The sequence below is a fragment of the Actinomycetota bacterium genome, from assembly GCA_019347675.1.
GTDB lineage: Bacteria > Actinomycetota > Nitriliruptoria > Nitriliruptorales > JAHWKO01 > JAHWKW01.
In genome coordinates, this window is record JAHWKW010000063.1 from 1 (window position 1) to 2,791 (window position 2,791).

Consider the following 2,791-nt stretch of genomic DNA (forward strand, 5'->3'; position numbering starts at 1 on the left):
AACTCTCGGCGCGGTGGGCGGTCGTTTGTGCCGTGATCGTGGAACGCCTCACCACATACTCGCAGGCGGCTACAGGTTGGGTCGCGAGTCAATCGAGGTGGTACTCGGCAGGGATGCTCGTTCCGCTTTGGGGGTGCCACATCAGGTGCCTGCTGGTCGACCGTGCTGGGACAACGCAACGCGTCAACGGCGCCGAGAAGCACGAAGACCGCTCGCTGCTGGGTGCTTGCGAGAGGTCTCTGACTTTGGCCCCCGCGGATCAGGCGATCGCCGCAGCAAGTTCCAGACGGCTTCGCACGCCCATCTTGGAGAAGATCGACTTGAGGTGGTCGTTGACCGTGTACTCCGACACCCACAGGGTGCGGGCGACTGCTGCAGTGTCGAGCCCCTGCACGATGAGTCGGGCCAGCTCGGTCTCTCTCGCGGTGAGACCGTGGCCGTAGCATACGAGGTCGAATATCTCGGGGGGAGCGGCCGGACGCAGAGTGACGGCGACGCTGGGTACGGCCGTGCCCTGTAACCGCTGCCCCTCGGCGACCACCCATCGGCCGTCCGCAGCCCGAAGGCGGATCCGGGCCGACGCGTCCTGAGCGTGCTCACCCCGGGACAGAACCCTGGCCGTCAGCTGCCACACGAAGCCAGGACAACGGCTCAGGTACGGCAGGTCCCTGGGGAGGAACAGGTCGAGCCATGGCTGGACAGTGGCGGTCTGCGCGTAGATCTCGAAGTGCTCGTCCACCACGACCACGCCGGGAGGCAGTGGAGGCCCGGGTTCACGGTCCGGCGGGCGCACGGCGCTGCGACGCATCGCTGCCGTGAGCGCGCGCCTCGTTTCGGCGAGGAGCTGGGCGTCGCCCTGTTGGAACGGCCGGTCGTCGCTGGCCCGCCACAGGTCAAGGACGGCCCACGGGCCGTTGTCGTCGCCCATGCCGAGGCGCAGCTCGTCGCCGATGCCAGCCGGCTCGTACACCTCACGCCAGCGTGCGCTCCGACGGAGGTCGCCCTGCGCTACGGCGGAGAGGATCCCCGTCTGGGCGGGTGCCCGTAGGATCTGCGTCTTGGTGTTCATCTCGTTCGGACCCTCCTCGAGAACGAGGAGTCGCGGCAGACGGTCCATGAACTCGAGATCGCAGAGCGCCGTCGTCGGTAGTACCGCCTCGGGATCCATCAGGGGCCAGCACCAGCTCGCGAAGCCGATCGCCTTGCGCAGTTCTGCGATGACCTCCATGCGCAGAGCATCGGTGTCCATCGAGGACCCGGCGATCCTCACGATCCGGTCGCGTGCACGGCGGCGGGCCGCGGAGACAGACATGGAGGAAGCATACGCCGCCACGGACCCGGTTCGTATCCCTTCGACGAGGGATCCCAACCGACACGATCCCCCACGGCAAGGGATTCACGGGATGACCGATGCGGTGGACCATACGGCCCGACATCCGTCCACCAGAGGAGCAGCGATGAACAGCGAAGCCGTGACCGGCCCAGCGACGAGGAAAGAGCCGTCTGGCACCGAACGGCAGGTCAGGATCCTCCGACGGGACCAGGGCGACACCGTGCGCGTCCTGGGCGACCACTACACCACCAAGGGCCGAGCGGCCGACACCGAGGGGCGCTACTCGTTCTTCGAGGCGTCCAACAACCCCGGCGGCGGCGTGCCCCTCCACTACCACACCCACGACGAGGAGAGCTTCTACGTGGTCGAGGGGACCTACGAGTTCCGGGCCGGCGACGCCACCGTGGTCGCCAGGCCAGGCGACTACCTGTTCGTGCCCCGTCCTACCCCCCACGCGTTCTTCAACATCGGCGCCACCGTCGGCCGGGTCATCATCATCCTGTCCCCTGGCGGCATCCACGAGCGCTTCTTCGGCGAGATCGGCGAACCTGTCGAAGACCTCCGGGACCTCCCACCACCGACCCCGCCCGACTTGGAGAAGTTCGCCACCGCACTCGAAAGAGCCGGCATCGTGATGCTCGAGGAACCCGCCTCGCCTGGACCGTGATGCATCCGCGGCGAGCCCAACGGGAGGAGCAGTCATGCTGCAGCCTCGTGCGTGGGCCGCGTCGACGGACTCCTCGCCGCCCAGGATCGCCCGCTCTCGTTCGGCCCGCGGCACCATCCGGCGGCGCGATACATGACGGATACGCGTTCGACGCGGCGCAGTTGCGCGCGGCTACGCACGACGACCGGACCACACATCAGGGGACTGCCGCGCGGCTCGGTTCGACTGCGACGACGGCACAGGTGCCATGCCAAGTCATGCCAAATCGTGCCAACCGTAGATGTCGCGAGGCTCGCTCATTTCTCTCAGTTCGTCCATATTCGCTGGGTTTGAGCCACGTGCTGTACCTACGGATCAGGCGGCCGGGGGTTCGAATCCCTCCCAGCGCGCAACACGGATTGCGTTCCGGACCGGCGTGCCAAATCTGCAACGTTGCGTAGTGTCTCGCGGCGGTCATTCCCCAGCGGCGAGCGTTCCAGGAAGACGCCGGCAGTCTCGGGAGCGGGCTCGACACCGAGCTCCCGGCCAGCAGTGCAGTGCCCACATCGCCCAACGACAGATCGGGAACCGCCATGTCGATGACCGAGCCCTTCCGGGTGTCCCGAGACAGCGACGACCCGTGGGTCGTCTTGGCCGACGGATCGAAGACCGGTGGGGCGGTGTCTTTCGGGGAGGCCCGTCTGCCTCCGCGCACGTCCGGCCCGTCGCTGCACGTCCACCAGAACGAGGACGAGGCCGCGTACGTCATCCAGGGGATCATGACGTTCAGCGTGGGCGGGGAAACCTTCGAG

3 protein-coding genes are annotated in these 2,791 nt (G+C 67.4%); 2 read left to right on the forward strand and 1 reads right to left on the reverse strand.

Features of this window, described 5'->3' with window-relative positions; genetic code table 11:
- Positions 1–259 precede the first annotated feature (259 nt).
- Positions 260–1,312, reverse strand: coding sequence for a LuxR C-terminal-related transcriptional regulator (locus tag KY462_16835; protein ID MBW3579364.1), 1,053 nt, complete (start codon positions 1,310–1,312; stop codon positions 260–262).
- A gap of 145 nt (positions 1,313–1,457) precedes the next feature.
- Here KY462_16835 and KY462_16840 point away from each other — a divergent pair, with 145 nt between their 5' ends.
- Positions 1,458–2,000 (forward strand): cupin domain-containing protein, encoded by a 543-nt coding sequence (locus KY462_16840; protein MBW3579365.1) that lies wholly within the window; start codon positions 1,458–1,460, stop codon positions 1,998–2,000.
- Between the two features lie 572 nt (positions 2,001–2,572).
- Positions 2,573–2,791, forward strand: a 219-nt coding sequence (locus KY462_16845; GenBank protein ID MBW3579366.1) for a cupin domain-containing protein, incomplete at its 3' end; no start/stop codon positions are given.

What these genes read in the sequence shown, in the direction of transcription:
- KY462_16835 (MBW3579364.1), bottom strand. Translation starts at nt 1,312, where the DNA reads ATGTCTGTCTCCGCGGCCCGCCGCCGTGCACGCGACCGGATCGTGAGG.
- KY462_16840 (MBW3579365.1), top strand. Translation starts at nt 1,458, where the DNA reads ATGAACAGCGAAGCCGTGACCGGCCCAGCGACGAGGAAAGAGCCGTCT.